This window comes from candidate division TA06 bacterium (genome assembly GCA_016208585.1).
GTDB lineage: Bacteria > Edwardsbacteria > AC1 > AC1 > EtOH8 > UBA5202.
Genome location: JACQXR010000098.1, coordinates 1 through 16,574 on the forward strand (window position 1 = coordinate 1; position 16,574 = coordinate 16,574).

At 53.1% G+C, this 16,574-nt stretch carries 11 protein-coding genes and 1 tRNA gene; 1 reads left to right on the plus strand and 11 read right to left on the minus strand.

Translation table 11 applies throughout. From position 1 onward, the window contains the following. Window positions 1-444: 444 nt before the first annotated feature. The 5 genes from HY768_07410 to acpS form a co-directional block, all read right to left on the minus strand. The gene (locus HY768_07410; protein ID MBI4727036.1) at window positions 445-648 is read right to left on the minus strand and encodes a hypothetical protein; all 204 of its coding nucleotides are present in this window, start codon (window positions 646-648) and stop codon (window positions 445-447) included. Window positions 649-1,053: 405 nt separating this feature from the next. Continuing rightward, window positions 1,054-2,301 (minus strand): glycine C-acetyltransferase, encoded by a 1,248-nt coding sequence (kbl, locus tag HY768_07415; protein MBI4727037.1) that lies wholly within the window; start codon window positions 2,299-2,301, stop codon window positions 1,054-1,056. Window positions 2,302-2,364: 63 nt separating this feature from the next. Further along, window positions 2,365-2,622, minus strand: coding sequence for an acyl carrier protein (locus HY768_07420; protein MBI4727038.1), 258 nt, complete (start codon window positions 2,620-2,622; stop codon window positions 2,365-2,367). A 197-nt stretch (window positions 2,623-2,819) separates the two neighbouring features. Beyond that, complete coding sequence (acsA, locus tag HY768_07425; GenBank protein ID MBI4727039.1) at window positions 2,820-4,520, minus strand: acetate--CoA ligase; 1,701 nt, start codon at window positions 4,518-4,520, stop codon at window positions 2,820-2,822. A 163-nt stretch (window positions 4,521-4,683) separates the two neighbouring features. Next, window positions 4,684-5,046, minus strand: coding sequence for a holo-ACP synthase (acpS, locus tag HY768_07430; GenBank protein ID MBI4727040.1), 363 nt, complete (start codon window positions 5,044-5,046; stop codon window positions 4,684-4,686). A gap of 833 nt (window positions 5,047-5,879) precedes the next feature. Between acpS and HY768_07435 the strand changes: the two genes are divergently transcribed. Beyond that, window positions 5,880-6,188 carry a DUF3467 domain-containing protein gene (locus HY768_07435; GenBank protein MBI4727041.1) on the plus strand — a complete coding sequence of 103 codons (309 nt, stop codon included), beginning with the start codon at window positions 5,880-5,882 and terminating at the stop codon, window positions 6,186-6,188. Window positions 6,189-6,562: 374 nt separating this feature from the next. Here HY768_07435 and HY768_07440 read toward each other — a convergent pair. The 6 genes from HY768_07440 to HY768_07465 all read right to left on the minus strand — a co-directional run. After that, a tRNA-Gly gene (locus HY768_07440) sits at window positions 6,563-6,637 on the minus strand. A gap of 184 nt (window positions 6,638-6,821) precedes the next feature. Then, window positions 6,822-8,075: a redoxin domain-containing protein gene (locus HY768_07445; protein ID MBI4727042.1), complete on the minus strand. Its 1,254-nt coding sequence runs from the start codon at window positions 8,073-8,075 to the stop codon at window positions 6,822-6,824. A gap of 139 nt (window positions 8,076-8,214) precedes the next feature. Then, window positions 8,215-9,831: a CTP synthase gene (locus HY768_07450; GenBank protein ID MBI4727043.1), complete on the minus strand. Its 1,617-nt coding sequence runs from the start codon at window positions 9,829-9,831 to the stop codon at window positions 8,215-8,217. Window positions 9,832-10,959: 1,128 nt separating this feature from the next. Beyond that, window positions 10,960-13,260 (minus strand): sodium-translocating pyrophosphatase, encoded by a 2,301-nt coding sequence (locus tag HY768_07455; protein MBI4727044.1) that lies wholly within the window; start codon window positions 13,258-13,260, stop codon window positions 10,960-10,962. Between the two features lie 264 nt (window positions 13,261-13,524). Continuing rightward, window positions 13,525-16,323 (minus strand): 3'-5' exoribonuclease, encoded by a 2,799-nt coding sequence (locus HY768_07460; protein ID MBI4727045.1) that lies wholly within the window; start codon window positions 16,321-16,323, stop codon window positions 13,525-13,527. Window positions 16,324-16,462: 139 nt separating this feature from the next. Further along, window positions 16,463-16,574: hypothetical protein (locus HY768_07465; GenBank protein MBI4727046.1), on the minus strand; the 112-nt coding region annotated here is incomplete at its 5' end.

Below are 16,574 nucleotides of genomic sequence, written 5' to 3' on the forward strand. Positions count from 1 at the left end.
GCATATCTCACAATGTTACTTTTTAAGTAGGGTTGTGTGCAAGTCCTTTTACATCGCATTATATGCCAAGATGACTGTATTTACAAGTGTTTTACACGTATCCCATCTCAGTTTATCTGTTTTTAACGCTTTTTTCAGGTATTACACTTTATTTGCCACAAAGGCACCCAAGACAAATATTACTATTCACAATTTACAATTCACGATTTGGTTTGGTGCCCAGTGTCTTAGTGTCTTAGTGGCATGTCAGCCCCGTAAACAACAAAAAACCTCCCGTCTCGCGCTTTACAGCGCGGGTCCGGAAGGTCTGTGTATTACGGTTTTCATGAATAATTCCTTTCTGACCTCACAGGACCAGATTAAAGGGTCAAAATATTTACCTGACTAATACAGATATATTATACACTATTTTTTGCCATTTGTCAAGGGGAAAGTTTGTTTTTATTAATACACAACTTGATAAGTAAATATTCTACCCACTGTACCTTTTTCCAGATTTAATATAATAAGCCAACCCCTCATTTTTTCATTTTTAGGTGCCCACAAACATAATTGCCCATATTTATTTTGCTCTCCAATATAGGGGAATACTTTTATGGTTAGTTTCGTTGTATCTGCACCTTGTTTAGCCAATATTTTTACTTGCATTCAGGCTCATTATATTTCTAACTTTATGCAGCTTTACAACATCATCACCAGCTATTTTGAAATTGTAAGGTGGAAAGATGTCTGTATCTCCAAGATATCTACCAATTATAATATGTGGCTCAGGGCAGAGAAGGTAATTTAATGTGATTCCCAATTCGGGCTTAAACTTATCTATCCAATCTATGCCAGTTGTATACAGATAAGTAGCTACAACTTTGATAATGCTTGAATCTACAATACCCTGATTTCTACTAACCCAATAAGGATAACGGTGTGCAGAAAATGATCTATACTTAAGATCGTTTTTTGCGAGGTTTTCCGGTGTGCCAGATATTCAAGCCTTCTCAATGACACGTTAGCCCGTATGATTGAAAACCCTTGGTGCCTTGTCTCTGTGGTTCGCCCCTACAGCCCGTACTTGGCGATGATCTGGTCCTTCTTCAATCCCAGGATGCCGTACTTGTCCCCGATCTTGGTAAAGGCCGCCAGGGCCTTGTCCAAGTGCTCCATCTCGTGCCCGGCCGAGATCTGGGTTCTAATCCGGGCCTGGCCCTGGGCCACCACCGGGAAGAAGAAGCCTATAACGTAGATGCCCTCGGCATAAAGGTCGCGGGCCATGTCCTGGGCCAGCTTGGCGTTGTATAGCATCACCGGGACGATGGGGGTGTCGCCGGCTTTTAGGTCAAACCCTGCCTTGCTTAGGCCTTCGCGCCAGTACTTGGTGTTCTTCTCTAACTTGTCCCGGTGGTCGGTGGATTTAGACAATAGCTCTAAGACCTTGATTGATCCGGCCACCACCGCCGGGGGCATGGTGTTGGAGAACAGGTACGGACGGGCCCGCTGGCGGCACATCTCGGCGATCTCTTTTGGTCCGGAGACCGAACCGCCGGTGGCGCCGCCCAAACCCTTGCCGAAGGTGGTGGTGATGACATCCACCCGGTCCATGACGTTGTGGTACTCGTGGGTGCCGCGCCCCGTTTTACCGATGAACCCGGTGGCGTGGGAATCGTCCACCATCACCATGGCGTCGTACTTGTCGGCCAGGTCGCAGATCTTGTCCAGGGGCGCGATGTCGCCGTCCATGGAGAACACCCCGTCGGTGATGATCATCCGCAGCCGGCAGCTCTGGGCCTCCTGCAGTTTCTCTTCCAGGTGCGACATGCTGTTATGCTTGTAGTTGAACATCTGGGCCTTGCAGAGTTTGAGGCCGTCGACGATAGAGGCGTGGACCAGCCGGTCCGAGATCATGGCGTCCTCCGGGGACAGCACCACGTCGAACAGCCCGGCGTTGGCCTCCATGCAGGAGGGGAACAGGCAGGTGCCCTCCAGGCCCAGAAATTCGCTCAGTTTCTGTTCCAGTTCGTTGTGGATGTCCTGGGTGCCGCAAATGAAGCGGACCGATGACAGCCCATAGCCCCGGGAATCCAGGGCCTCGTGGGCGGCTTTGACCACCTCGGGGTGGCTGGAAAGCCCCAGGTAGTTGTTGGCGCAAAAGTTTAAGACCTGCTTGATGGCCGCGCCCTTGGGGTATTCCACCTTGATGCTGGCGGCCTGGGGCGACTGGATGAAGCGCTCTTCCTTGAAGATCCCCTTGTCCTTCATCCCCTGCAGTTCTCCGGCATAGAAATCCCTGGCTTTGGAACTATAGGCCATCTTACCTCCCTTATACTCTGAATGCTGAATATCGAATTCAGAATTTTGAATTAGTAATTTGGTTTAGACCTTGACCCCGAATTTATTGATCAGCTCGATGATGTTGTTGACCGAGTCAAAGGCCTCGGGGGTGGCGTCCCCGTCCGGCAGCTTGATGCTGAATTTCTTCTCCAGGTAGGTTTTCAAAGAGACCATGGAGAACGAGTCCACGATCCCGCTGGAGATCAGCTTGGTGTCCTCCTTGATCTCTTGGTCGGAATCCTCGTCCAGGTACTCTTTTTTGACGTATTCGATGATCATTTTCTTGATTTCGTCGGACATTGCTTTTCCCTTGTTATTTATTATTTGCTGTTTGTTTATAGCGCGAAAGAAAGCTCGAAATCCGAAATCCGAAAAACGAAACAATTATCTAAAATCCAATTTCAAACCCTAGAAACAGTTTGGGACATTCTGTAATTTGTATTTCGTATTTGTTTCGAATTTCGTTATTATGATTTCGTATTTCCCTGGAAAATGATCTAATCATTTTCCAGGGTCGAGATATCCCCGATCTCCTCGCCCCACTCCTTGGCCCGCAGCATCCGGCGCATGATTTTTCCGCTCCGGGTCTTGGGCAGGAAGGCCATGTATTCCACGTCCTGGGGCATGGCCAGGGGGGAAAGCTTCTTGCGGATGAAGTTCATGATCTCCATGGTCAGGTCGTCGCTCTGCTTGAAGCCCGGCTTGAGCGCGATGAAGGCCTTGACCACCTCCATGTTGATGGGATCGGGCTTGCCCACCGCGGCCGACTCGGCCACCGCCGGGTGCTCCAATAGCGCCGACTCGATCTCGAACGGGCCCACCAGGTGTCCAGCGGTGTTGATGACATCATCATCCCGGCCCACGAACCAGTAGTAGCCGTCGGCGTCGATGCTGGAGCGGTCGCCCGACAGGTACCAGCCGTTCTTGAACTTGCCGTCGTAGGTCTCCTTGTTGTTCCAGTAGGCCCGCATCATGGAGGGCCAGCCAGGCTTGAAGGCTATCAAACCGACGGTGCCGGGCTTGTCCACCGGCTCGAAGGTCTTGGGGTTGACCACCGTGGCGGTGATGCCGGGAAAGGGCTTACCCATGGAGCCGGGCTTGATCTTCATCCCGGGGTAGTTGGATATCATGATCGAACCGGTCTCGGTCTGCCAGAAGTTGTCGTGAAATGGTTTTCCGAAGGCCTTTTCGGACCAGATCACGGCTTCGGCATTCAGCGGCTCGCCCACGCTGGCCAGGTGACGCAGCGAGGAAAGGTTGCATTTGTTGACCGGATCCATGCCCTCCTTCATTAAAAGACGGATGGCGGTGGGGGCCGAGTACCACATGGTGACCTTCATCTTCTCGATGAAGGCGTACCAGTTCTGGGCGCTGAAGCCCGAATCCAGCACCACCTGGGTGATGCCGTTGGACCAGGGACCGATGATGCCGTACGAGGTCCCGGTCACCCAGCCGGGATCAGCGGTGCACCAGTAGATATCGTCGGCTTTAAGGTCCAGCACCCACTTAGCGGTGATATACTGGGCGACCAGCGAGTTGTGGACGTGCTGGGCCCCCTTGGGCTTTCCGGTGGTGCCGGAGGTGTAATGCAATACCGACGGGGTCTCGCGCTCAACCTTGCAGATATCGAACTTCTCCACCCGGGGCAATTTTTCCATGGCAAAAGCGGCTTCGCCGGCATTCAGGGGCTTGTCGTCAGCGTTAACTATTATGATGGTGGTCAGCTCCGGCAGGTTTTTGCGGATCCGGCGAACTTTTCCCAGATGTTTTCTGGTGGTCAGCACCGCCTTGGTCTTGGCGTCGTCTAATCTGGTGAACAGCGCCTCCTCGCCGAAGGCCGAGAACAGCGGCTGGGCGATGCCGCCCATCTTTAAGATGCCCAGAAAACAGATGTAGAGCTCGGGAATCTTGTCCATGAACAGGCAGACCCGGTCGCCCGGCTTGATCCCTTGGTCCTGGAGAAATTTGGCGGTGGTGTTGCTGTAAGCCCGGACGTCCTCGTGGGTGTACTTCTTGACCTCGCCGGTAAAGCCTTCCCAGATCAGGGCCAGCTTGGCGCCCAGGCCCTTTTGGCAGATCCGGTCGCTGCAGTAATAACCGATGTTATACTGGCCGTCCTGGCCGTACTCCAGCTCCTGTTCCGAAAGTTTCCAGTCGAAATTCTTGTAACGATCCTCGTAGGAACCGATGTTGCTCATCCCGTTATCTCCCAGGTTAATATTTTTTATTACCTTGTACAATTTAAGAAACCAACCACAGAACCACGGAAAGAAACGAAAAACGGAATAACTACGACAGCTGTTTATGGTGGACCGGGATATATTATTCCGAAATTTCAGTGTTTCCGTGGCAAGGTTCGCTTTAAATTGTAGTTTCAATTATTACATAGGCTATGGCGTATTCCCGGGTGCCGGAAGCGGAGACATGGACGGAGCAGAGGTCTCCGTCAGGAAGCATTTCCAGCAGCCAGCCGGAGAGGCTGACCCGGTTGTTTTTTGATATCTGGATGTCGTGCCACAACGCCCCCCGGCTCAAGCCGCAACCCAGGGCTTTTAAAACCGATTCCTTGATGGCGAACAGCGAAGCGTAGAACCGGTCCCGGTTTGCCTTCGGCGCCCGGGACAGCTCTTCGGGCGAAAATACCTGGGATAAGAATCCCTCTTTGTCCTTCAGCTTTTTGAACCGGTCCGACGCCACGATATCGGCCCCTATGCCAAGAACCATCTTACTTAAATCCTAAGCACGAAATACGAAATTCTAAACAATAATATTAACTTTCTAATGCTCAAAACAGTTTTGTGTTTTGTGTTTCGATATTATGGTTTGTCCTGCAATAGCGGGATCCCGCCAACCTGCTTGCCCCGCCACGCCCCGCCAAAGGCGAGGCTCTGGCTTGCAGCGGGGCCATGGGTTGTGGCGGTGGTCCGCCATAGTAGAAACGAAGGAGGGCGGCGGTGATTTAGTATTTCGAAATTAGTATTTGGAAATTATTTTTCTGCTCCGTGAATGGCTGTAATCGGAAAAGTATAGCATCTATGAATTTCAAAGTCAACGCCCTATACGGTTACGGTGGCCTATAGATTTCCGCCCAAGGAACGGATAGCAGTATGGGTTAAACAGCCAGAATTATTCAACTAGGTTACAGTCGCCGGCGGGAAATAAGTGTCGAAGTCAGGATAAACTTTAATTATATCAAAATAACAGTTTTAATGCAATAATATAAGACAAAAAACGCCCCGGTTTCTCGGGGCGTTTGGAACTTGAGCCTGTTGGTGTAAAACAAGCTTTATCCTTTATAAAATCAATTGACTACATCCTGCATAAAATCGAAAGGATCAAATTGACATGATTTTGTCGGTTTGCAAAAAATAGTGAGCAATGAAATCACTATTGTTCAGTGTTTATGCTGTTCTTCCATTGTAACCTATTACTTAGACGCTTTTTTCAGGTTATACACTCCAATCCGGATTAATTCAATTGTTTTTTCAGCAGGCTTGACAGCCCTAATCCAATTTTGATACAATGGAAACAATAATAAACACTTAATTGAGGACAAAATGGAAAACACACCCCATCCCCAGCAGGTAAATATCGAGATCAACGAAAAAGAGGCCGAGGGCATTTATTCCAACCTGGCCTTCATCTCCCACTCCCCTTCCGAATTCGTGCTGGATTTCGCCCGGCTGCTGCCCGGGATCCCCAAGGCCAAGGTTTACGCCAGGATCGTGACCACCCCCCAGCACGTTAAATCATTCATGGGCGCATTGGAGGAGAACATCAGGAAATACGAGACCCAGTTCGGGGCCATCAAGACCTTTGCCTCCGAAGGCAAGGAGATCGGCTTCAAGGTCGGGGATAAATCTTAAGACTGCTGATTTAATTCAGACATGATTTACGTGATTTCTTAATTTTTCTGTTGTGACAGAAAAAACCGCCCGATATTAAATCGGGCGGTTTTTTATTTTGAAGCGGGTGGTAGGGACCTCTGCCGGCAGCTCGACTATATCCCCAGCGAGCCTACTTCGCCGTAGTAGACATGCATATGACAGCAAACTACGAAGGCTGAACGGCGGATCGTCCGACGCCATAGGCGCCACTATGAATGACCTGCTATGGCCGACGGCCTCCACCGCCGCCTTACATCGAAGCCCTTCTGCCCGCCATAGGCGGACTACTGTCCACTATCCAGTAAATTATGGTGCTGGCGGAGAACCTTTGTTGGTATAGTTAAGAAATAGATTGGAGCGGGTGATGGGAATCGAACCCACAATATTCAGCTTGGGAAGCTGACGTTCTACCACTGAACTACACCCGCGACAATACGATTTTACAAAATTGGGAACGATTTGTCAATCCTTTGCCGGGCTGGGAACAAAAGCCGGGTACCTACGAAGATAACCGCTGAAACACGAATTTTAAAAACACTGAATAATTTTCGTTATTCCCAATTTCATTCCGTGTTCTGTTTCCGTGGTAAAAGGTACTTTGGTGTAAGGTTTCTACTGCTTCAGAAGTTCTTCGATCTCTTTGATCAAAAGCAGGTCCATGTTTTGGCGGTAGCCTATATGGCGGTATCTGATGATGCCGTTCTTGTCTATCACAAAAGTTGTGGGAATCCCTGTCACCTGATAAATCTTATCAATGCCGTTGCCCATCATCCCGCCCAGCAAAACCGGAAACCCATAACCCTTTTGGTCCCAGAACGATCTGACCATGTCCTTTTTGTCGGTTCCCTCAAGGTTCACTGCGAAGAATAAGACCTCTTTGCCTTGGCTGGATAAAAACGCCTTATCCACTAACGGAAGACCCATCTTGCAGGGCTGGCACCAGGTAGCCCAAAAGTCCAGTGCCACCACCTTTCCCCGATGATCCGAAAGTTTGTGTATCGTGCCGTCCAGGCCAGGCAGGCTGAATTCCGGGGCCGGGCGCCCCACTATTTGGGAAGCCGAGGCGGAATCGGCTTTGATCTCCTGCTCGATCTTTTTATTCCTGGCTTTGGCCAAAAGATCTTCCATGTCCCGTTGGCTTTTATATCTGGCCAGATAGACTGTTTCAAAATCTGTTTTGGCCTTCTGAGGCTCTTCCACCTGTCCGGCCAGACAATCGGCCAAATGGTTCAGGGCTGAGTCAAGCTGTCCGGTTTGATAATAAGCCATGCTAAGATGATGTTCAATGGTCGGTTCCGGAATGTAATTAAAGGCCTCCGTTAATTGTTTTAAAGCCTTGGGAAACTCGCCTTTCTGATAAAATATCCAGCCGTAAGTGTCCAGATAATTGCCTATGGTCTGTTTCTTGGCGATTTCCCACCGTTTCTTGCTCATGTCCCAGGGCGCGGTTTTGAACTCTTCCCTGGCCAGTTCCATCGATCTTTGGGAGTAGGCCGCGGCCGCATCCAACTCCGTTTTATTCTTGGCCAATTCGTAGGCCAGGTTGTTCAGCAGGTTGTGATCCCTGGGATCAATCTCCAGGGCGGCCTTAAAGGCCTGAGCCATCTCGGGAACTTGTCCCAGTTGGGAATAGTTCTGGGCAATTATGACATACAAACCCTTTTGGACATTCTTATCCAGCCAGGAGTTATTGGCTAAGAATCCCTGGGCCAGGTCGGTCCTTTTGTTGAGATCGTTTTCGGCCTCCAACTGCTCCGACATTTTTATCAGCTTATGCTGGCGGTTAAACCAAATCATGGAAGAACCGATAGCCGCCACCAGGCTAACCGCCATCAGCAGTTTCAGTAAAAACGGTACTTGTTTCACGGTTGCTCCTTATCTTTGGAAACGAATATTTACGATTACCACTGAATCACGGAACGTCTGAAACACTGAAATTATTAAATCAGGGGTTTTCCGTGCTTCCCGAATTCTGGGCGTGTCTCTGTGGTAAAGTCCTTCCTTTTTACTTCGCTGCCTTGAACTCCTTGGCCGCCCGGATGAACTCCCGGAAAAGCGGGTGAGCCCTCAGGGGACGGGACTTGAACTCGGGATGGAACTGGCAGCCCACGAACCAGGGATGGCCTTCGGCCTCCATCATCTCCATCAGCAGGCCGTCCGGGGATTTACCGGAGAAGACGATGCCCTGCTGCTCCAGCCGGCCCAGATAGTCGTTGTTGACCTCGTAGCGGTGGCGGTGGCGCTCGGAAATATCCTCCTGGCCATAGGCCGCAAAGGCCTTGGTGCCTGGCTTGAGCCGGCAGGGATAGGCGCCCAACCTCATGGTGCCTCCCAGGTTCTTCACCTGGCGCTGTTCCGGCAGAAAATCGATCACCAGGTCCTGGCAGTTCTTGTCAAATTCGGTGGAATTGGCCCCGCGCAGGCCGCAGAGGTTCCTGGCCGCCTCGATCACCGCCACCTGCATCCCCAGGCAGATACCGAAATAGGGCACCTTGTTCTCCCGGGCGTACTTAGCGCAGAGGATCTTACCCTCCACCCCCCGCTCGCCGAAACCGGGACAGACCAAAATGCCCTGGCAGTTCTTGAGCCGTTCTTTCAAATTTTCCGGGTTCAGGGCTTCGGTGTCTATCCAGGCCAAGTAAACCTTGACCTGGTTGTGGATGCCGCCGTGGAGCAGGGATTCCATGATGCTCTTATAGGCGTCGTGCAAGTCCACATATTTGCCGCAGATGCCGATGGTGATCTCGCCCTGGGGGTTTTTGAGGTTCTTCAGCATGTTCAGCCACTCGGTGATGTCGGGCTTGTGAAAGCCCACCCCCAGCTTGTGAGCCACGATCTCGTCCAGGCCGTCCTGATGAAAGCGTTCTGGTATCTCGTAGATGCTCTCCACGTCTATGGCCTCGATCACTTCTTCGGCGGTAACGTTGCAGAATAGGCCTATCTTTTCCTTGATGTCCTTGTCCAGCGGCTTTTCCGAGCGGCAGATGATGATGTCGGGCTGGATGCCGATCTCCCGCAGCTTGTTGACCGAATGCTGGGTGGGCTTGGTCTTGAGTTCGCCCGAGGCGGGGATGTATGGTACCAGAGTCAGATGGATGTAACAGCAGTTCTCTCTTCCCGCCTCCAGCCGGAACTGGCGGATGGCTTCTAAAAAAGGCAGGCCTTCGATGTCGCCCACCGTGCCGCCGATCTCGGTAATCAGCACGTCCACGTCGGATGAGTCGGCTAGCTTCAGGATCCGGGCCTTGATCTCGTTGGTGACATGGGGCACCACCTGCACCGTCTTGCCCAGGTAATCTCCCCGCCGCTCCTTGGAGATGACCGCCTCGTATGTCTGGCCAGCGGTTAAATTGTTCTCCCGCTTCAAGGGCCGGTCGATGAACCTTTCGTAGTGCCCCAGGTCCAGGTCGGTCTCGGCCCCGTCGTCGGTGACGAAAACCTCGCCATGCTGGAAGGGGCTCATAGTGCCGGGATCCACGTTCAAATAGGGATCGAACTTTTGGATGTTGACCTTAAGCCCCCGAGCCTTTAAAAGGTAGCCCAGCGAGGCCGAGGCGATGCCCTTGCCCAGCGAGCTGACCACTCCCCCGGTGACGAAGATGAACTTGACCTTGCGCTTCATATATCTCCGATCTAATTCTTTTAACCTTTAAGTCATTCCCGTGCCACGCCCCGCCGAAGGCGAGGCTCCCCCGCTTTCTTCGGGGTAAACGCTTTTAGCGGGGCCGGGGGAAAACGAGAATCCAGAATAGTATTAGCCACCAAGCATGCCCTGCTTGCACCCCTCCGCCGTAGGAGTGAGCAACGTCAAAGGGACGTCAAGCACTAAATTGTTATGCTTAAAATAGAGGATATAGTCTACCACAAAAAGCAAGTTTACCTTAAAATAAAAATTATGTCAAATGAAATATTGTTTCCCGGAAATATTGTTTCCCAATATATTGAAATACAAAAAACCCAAAGCATTCGCTTTGGGTTTTACCGTGAGCTTAAAAAGAGGAAATTACTTTGCCATCTGATATTTAACTATGGCGGTATTGCCCCCTGAACCAATTATAGCAAAATAAGTCCAGACGCTAAATGGTTCATCTGTGTTACATATTTATTTATTCCAGGATGTGCTGTTGTATTTTCTGCTTTAATCAATTGTCCTGCTTATCTTCATTTCCTGCAAGTTTATATTCAAATTTAAGTTCACTATTGTCCGGTTGTTATGGAAAATGGTGTTTTTCGTGGTATAAGTCCTTGCGAATCAATGGGTGATTTTTGAGCCTGAATTCAAATCGATTACATGATGAAACCTCTAAGACCATTGCCCCATCTGCATTCTACAATTTTCTTGTAAAAACAACCGGACACCACTGATTTGAGTTCATTGTAAAAAAGCAGGGCTGGTGCCCTCACTGAAAAACGGCTTTCATACTTGACCGTAGCGCGATTATTTTATGCAACGGATATTTTCAGTGGCCTGAAAATCGTAAATGATGCTTTTTACAGGGGACTCATATTTAAATTATTTTTTGCCGCATTTGGATATGTTGATGTAATTGCAAATGATTTAAATCCCTTGATTTTCTATGCCCTCAGATGTTATGAAACCTGATATTCGCCTGAAAAACAGGGCAAATCAGATAAAAGAATAATGAAGATTCATCATCGGGGATCCCTGAGTACAAAAGCCGTTGGTTTTCACCAACGGCTTTTGTAGATCAAGTTTTCATTAGCAGAGACTATCCCTGAAAATATCCTATTACAGGTCGGGCATTGCTTTCTTGCTGGTGACCACACCCCAGATCAGTCCGGCCGAGAGCAAGGCCACTACCAACCAGCCCCAGCCCCCCAGTTGCTGGTACTTGACGATGATCGGGGCCGCGATCAGGCTGACTATGTTGACCACTTTGATCATTGGGTTCAGGGCCGGGCCGGCCGTATCCTTAAGCGGATCTCCCACGGTGTCGCCCACCACCCCGGCCTTGTGGCGCTCCGAGCCTTTGCCGGTATTGGCCGCCATGTCCCGCGGCTCGTCCTCGATGGACTTCTTGGCGTTGTCCCAGGCCCCGCCGGCGTTGGACATGAACACCGCCAGCATCATGCCGGAAAGGATGACCCCGGCCAAAAACCCGCCCAGGGCTTCCACCTGCAGGATCATTCCCACCAAAAGCGGCAGCACTACGGAAATTGTGGCCAGGGGAATAAGCTCCTTCTGGGCCGAAGCGGTGGAGATGCCCACCACCCTGGCGTAATCCGGCTTGACCGTTCCCTCCATGATGCCCGGAATCCGGAACTGGCGGCGCACTTCTTCCACGATCTGGGCGGCCGCCCGGCTGACCGCCCTGATGGACAGCGAGCTGAACAGCCAGGGCAGGGCCCCGCCCAACAGGAATCCGATGAAGACCTTGGTCTTGGAGATGTCGATGCCGGACATGACCTCGGACAGGCCCAGTCGTTCCTGGACCAGCCCCACATCGGTGATGAATGAGGCGAACAGGCTGACGGCCGCGATCACCGCCGAGGCGATGGCCACTCCCTTGGTGATGGCCTTGGTGGTGTTGCCCACCGCATCCAGATCGGCCATCACCTGGCGGGCCTGCTTGGTCTGTTCGTCGTGCAGATCGTGCCAGGACATCTCCCCGATGCCGTTGGCGTTGTCGGAGATGGGCCCGAATGAATCCATGGCCACGTTATTGCCGGTGTGGGACAGCATGCCGATGCCGATCATGGCCACGCCGTAGAGCACATAGATGGCCGGGGATCCCTGGTAAAGCACCAAGGCAAAGATGAAGCTGACGGCGATGACCACCAGCGCCCAGACGCTTGATTCCATGCCCACCGAAAGCCCGGAGAGAATGGTGGTGGCCGGGCCGGTCTTGGCGGCCTTCACTATTTCCTTCACCGGGCTCTTGCGGGTGGAGGTGAAATAAGAGGTTAATGGATTGAAGACCACGGCCAGGGCCACCCCGATGGCGGTCAGCATGGCCAGGCGCCAGTCGCCGGCGTAGGCCACGGCCACCCAGAAGGAGAAGGCCACGGTGTTGACGCTGGAGACCTCGTAGGACCGGAACATGGCCTCTTCGGCATCATGGGCCCGTAAAAACTTGATGGGGAATTTTTCCCAGATGGGAACGGCGAAGGTCCCCAAAATGGAGCTGATGACGCCGATGCCCCGGATGATCAGGGGATAGACTATCCACTTCAGGCTGTGCGAGGGATCCAGGGCCACCAATGCCAAACCCAATATCAGGGCCGAGACGATGGTAACCTCGTAGCTTTCGAAGATGTCGGCCGCCATGCCGGCGCAGTCGCCCACGTTGTCGCCCACCAGGTCGGCCACCACCGCGGCATTGCGGGGATCGTCCTCGGGGATGTCCTTTTCCACCTTGCCCACCAGATCGGCCCCCACATCGGCGGCCTTGGTGTAGATCCCGCCGCCCACCCTCATGAACAGGGCCAGCAGGGTACCGCCCAGTCCGAAGCCCAGCAGGGCGTCCGGGGCGGCGGTGCCGAAGACCACGAAGATCACGGTGCCGCCTAAAAGGCCCAGCCCGTCGGTCAGCATCCCGGTGACGGTACCGGCATAATAGGAGATCGACAGCGCTTCGTTAAAGCCCCTTTGGGCCGCGGCCGCCGAGCGGACATTGGCCTGGATGGCCATCCTCATCCCCAGCTGGCCTACCAGCAGGGAAAAAGTGGCCCCCATGATAAAGGCTATGGTCCGGCCGAAGGCCACCACCGTCCGGGCACTTTCCGGGCCGAACTCGGCTATGGCCTCGCGGCTGGGCGGGACCACGTAAACGCTGAGGAACAGGACCACCGTCAGCAGGCCAATGGCCGGCAGGATGGTCTTTAACTGCTGTTTCAAATATCCGTCGGCGCCGACCCGGATGGCGTTCCAGACTTCCTGCATCTTGGCCGAGCCCTTATCCTTGGCCATCACATTATTCTTGAGCAGCCAGGCGTAAACCAGGCTGATCACGGCGGTGATCAAAACGCAGACTATCGAGATCTGCTCAAAGCCGTTGAGCCCGTGTTTGGCCAGTCCTAGAAGGTTCATAGACTCTCCTCTGTTGGTTGATGGATGGATGATCGCTTGAAAACTATTTAACTGCAATTGACCCATAAATTTTGTATGTTAACATATAATCGCCGAATATGTCAATGCCGAATATAATTTTTGTGGTAATTTTTGTTTGCATATTTGGGCATTTAAATTCCTTGACCATTAGCTTTAAAAAGCGGCTGGTTTCAGCCGCTTTTTAAAGGGCTATGAAATATCCCATGGACCCAGTCCCAATGATCCGTAATCCGTGGCCCGTGATCAGATCAATACATTCCCCACTAACTCCTCCTGGCTGCGGCAGGAGATCAGCGGCAGGGCCGGCAGCGATCTGATGAAGGTCTTGCCGTACTCGGTGTTGATGATCCGGCTGTCGGCCACTATCACCAGGCCTTTGTCGGTCTGGCTGCGGATCAAACGTCCGAAGCCCTGGCGGAAGCGGATCACCGCCTCGGGCAGCAGGTACTGGTGGAACGAACTGTTCCCGTTCTGCTCAATCACCTGACAGCGGGCTTCCACCAGGGGATCGGTAGGGACGGAAAACGGCAGTTTGGAGATCACCAGCAATTCCAGGGCCTGGCCCGGCAGGTCCACCCCTTCCCAAAAACTGTTGGCGCCGAAGATCACCGTCTCCCGGTTACTTAAGGACTGTTCTATCAGCTGCGAAGGATGGCCGTCTATGCCCTGGGCCAGGATGTTGGCCCGGCCCGATTCCAGCAGACTCTGGTAACTGCGGTTCAAAAGGTCGAACGAGGTGAACAGCACCAGCCCACCGGTCTGGTGGCGGGCCAGCACCTGCTGCAGGAGGTCGATGAAACTCTGGTTGAACTGCGGGGTTTTGGGCGAGGGCAGATATTGGGGAACCAGCAGGACCGCCTGTTTCCGGAAATCGAAGGGCGAGGCCAGCAGCAGCTGAACGATCCTGTCCTGGTCAAAAGACATCAACCCCACCCGGCTCTTGAAGAAATCAAAATTTCCCTCCACCGTCAGGGTGGCCGAGGTAAAGACGGCGGTTTTTAGCTCGGGGTACAATTGTTCATTGAGCACCGCTCCCGCCTCCAGCGGCCCGGCCACCAGCCGCAGGCCGTTGTAGTTGCCGCCGGGCTCAGCCCAAAAGACGTAGCCCCGGTCATCGGCCGAGAGCAGCCGTCCCAGGGTGTTTCCCAAAGTCTGGCATTCCAGCGCCCGCTTGCCCAGTTCCTCCAGGAAAAGATCCTGCTCCTGTTTCTGGCCCGAGGGGAAATGCCCTAGGGCCTCCTTGAATTTTTCCAGGCGGGCGGCCAAGTCAAGCAGCATGTCCACCAGGCCCTGGCCCTCGGTCAGGATCTGCTGCTGGAAAGAATCTCCCGACAGGTAGCGCTTTTTCTCCTGCAGTTTTTTAGCGTCCCCCAGGTTGAACTTGAAGGCCAAAAACTTTTCCCCGGCCTTGCCGGTCTCCAAGGTCTGTCCGGCCAGGTCCAGCGCGGTGCGCTGCAGGGTCTGGGACATGGCGTTGTCCGAGCCGGATTTTTGGATCCAGCGGGAAACCAGCATCAACATTCCGCTTTCACTGGGCCGCTTGGCATACAGGCCCTGCATCAGGCGGGTCAGATCCCAGCGGCTGAAGCCGAAACCCAGCAGATCGGTGGCCACCCGTTCTATATTATGGGCCTCGTCGATCACCAGGCGCTGGTACTCCGGCAGGATCCGGCTCTGGGACGACAGGTCGGAGAACAGCAGGGAATGGTTGACCACCACGATCTGCGATTCCTCGGCCCGCCTCCGGGCCAGGCGCAGGAAGCATTTGTTGAAAAGCTGGCAGTGGTTGTTCTGGCAGTTCATGACATCGGAGCAGACCTTGCCCCACAGGGCCGGGGCCCGGGCCGGGTTGAACCCGCCGTGCTCGGCGATGTCCCCGGTCTTGGTTTTTTGCGACCAGGGTAAAAGGATCAATGCCTCCTCCCGCTCCTCGGGATTCAAAAATAATTCGGGATGGAAACTTACCTCCTGCCAGCGCCTTAAGCACAGGTAATTGCTGCGCCCCTTCAGCAGGGCGGCCTCAAAGTGCCCGATGGCCCGCCGCAACAGCGGGATGTCCTTGTAAAAAAGCTGCTCCTGCAGGTTCTTGGTGTGGGTGGAGATGATAACCCTTTGGCTTTTTTGACGGGACCAGATCACCGCCGGAATCAAATAAGCCAGACTTTTGCCGGTGCCGGCACCGGCCTCGGCCAGCAGCAGATGCTCGTCCTCCAAAGCATCCATCACCGCCGCCGCCATCTTTTCCTGCACCGGGCGCTCTTCGTAATTGTCTTTTAAGATTTCAGATAATTTTCCCCCGCTGCCCCAGACCCGCTTGAGATCGGAAGTAATTTTATCATTTTTCGGCTCCGGCTCCTCATCGTATCTGGCCCGGGGCTCGGCTACGGCTGGCGGGCCCTCCTGGGCCGCCGCTCTGGCTTGGGCGATCAGTTCCCGGTGCCCCGGCAGGGCCAGGTGCGACATTTTTTCCAATAACGGAAGCTCCAATCCCGGCAGCATTTGGTGTAGTTTCACAAAGAGGTGTCCGGTGGCCAGGGCATCGTCGTATGCCCGGTGTGAACGCCCGGTCTCGATCCGGAAATACCGGCAGAGGTTGTCCTTGCTGTGGCTCTTGTTCCGGGGCAGCAAGCAGCGGGAAAGGGTTAAAGTGTCCCAAACGGTGTTCCTGACCCCGGCCTCGGTCCCAGCCCGTAAGAACAACAGGTCAAACCGGCTGTTATGGAACACCAGCGCCGAGTCCCCAATGAACTCCAGGAACTGGGGCAGGGCCTCGGACAACACCGGCGCGCCGTCAACCTCGCCCTGGGTGATGCCTGTCAGGCGCCGGATGAAGAACGACAGTTCGCGCTGGGGATTGACCAGGGCCTTGAAGCTCTGCTCCGGCCGCCCGTCCAGGAACCTGACGGCCCCGATCTCGATGATCTCGTCCCGCTCCCGGTTAAGGCCGGTGGTCTCCAGGTCGACTGCTATAAAGGCGAGGGGCTGCGCTTCCTCCCTCGCCTCGGCATGTTCTGCGATATGTTCTTTTTTCTTCTTCGGCATTATTTTTAAAGAGTTAAAATGGTAACAGTTGCGCAATGACGAAATATGTGATAGAGGGATAAAAACAAAAGGAGGTGCAAGCATGATTACCATTGCCGGGGATATTCATCTAAGGAGCTGTAACGAAATAATATGACTATTATAGATTTGGCAAAATAGTGTAATTCCAATCACCAGGGAACTTGTGTGGTTTTAGGTTTATCCTGGATAGTTGCTCATCTGTCAGCTTGATGCCCTTGGGGTACTTTTTA

Bases quoted from the DNA above. Each gene is read 5' to 3' on its own strand.
- HY768_07435 (MBI4727041.1), top strand. From the start codon at position 5,880: ATGGAAAACACACCCCATCCCCAGCAGGTAAATATCGAGATCAACGAA.
- kbl (MBI4727037.1), bottom strand. From the start codon at position 2,301: ATGGCCTATAGTTCCAAAGCCAGGGATTTCTATGCCGGAGAACTGCAG.
- acsA (MBI4727039.1), bottom strand. From the start codon at position 4,520: ATGAGCAACATCGGTTCCTACGAGGATCGTTACAAGAATTTCGACTGG.
- HY768_07460 (MBI4727045.1), bottom strand. From the start codon at position 16,323: ATGCCGAAGAAGAAAAAAGAACATATCGCAGAACATGCCGAGGCGAGG.
- HY768_07450 (MBI4727043.1), bottom strand. From the start codon at position 9,831: ATGAAGCGCAAGGTCAAGTTCATCTTCGTCACCGGGGGAGTGGTCAGC.
- HY768_07410 (MBI4727036.1), bottom strand. From the start codon at position 648: ATGCAAGTAAAAATATTGGCTAAACAAGGTGCAGATACAACGAAACTA.
- HY768_07420 (MBI4727038.1), bottom strand. From the start codon at position 2,622: ATGTCCGACGAAATCAAGAAAATGATCATCGAATACGTCAAAAAAGAG.
- acpS (MBI4727040.1), bottom strand. From the start codon at position 5,046: ATGGTTCTTGGCATAGGGGCCGATATCGTGGCGTCGGACCGGTTCAAA.
- HY768_07455 (MBI4727044.1), bottom strand. From the start codon at position 13,260: ATGAACCTTCTAGGACTGGCCAAACACGGGCTCAACGGCTTTGAGCAG.